Source organism: Endozoicomonas atrinae (genome assembly GCF_001647025.1).
Taxonomy (GTDB): Bacteria; Pseudomonadota; Gammaproteobacteria; order Pseudomonadales; family Endozoicomonadaceae; genus Endozoicomonas; species Endozoicomonas atrinae.
In genome coordinates, this window is sequence record NZ_LUKQ02000803.1 from 1 (window position 1) to 397 (window position 397).

A 397-nucleotide genomic window follows, 5' to 3' on the forward strand; every position below is an offset into this window, starting at 1 on the left:
TGCAATTTCTGGTCGAGCAGTTATCCAATGTGCCGAGCGAAACCAGAAACGAGGATGACTGGACTACCTATGAAACCACCCGGAACGTAGCCAAGCAGATCAGCGACGATACAACGGGTGGCTGGCGTGGGGTGACAGGCAGCATTGATTACCAGACCGGGGCGTTTACCATTCTGGCGTTGGAGCAGTACACCTATCCTGAATACGTCATCAAGCAGACGTTTAATGGTTACGTTCGAAAGCTGGACGTGACCAACACCGCCAAAACCCAAACCTTCAACGGCAGCACCATTACCGCCATTGCACAGGCGAGCAACCTCACTCATGCACCGTATAATGAGAATATCACCTCGCCAGAACTGACCATTGATCTGTTGCCCTTGATGGACAATACCGT

The 397-nt window shown here is 51.6% G+C and carries 1 protein-coding gene; it reads left to right on the top strand.

Translation table 11 applies throughout. The annotated features are described in order from the left end of the window. A partial coding sequence (locus AK963_RS34520; protein ID WP_175404808.1) for a hypothetical protein occupies positions 1-397 on the top strand: 397 nt, incomplete at both ends.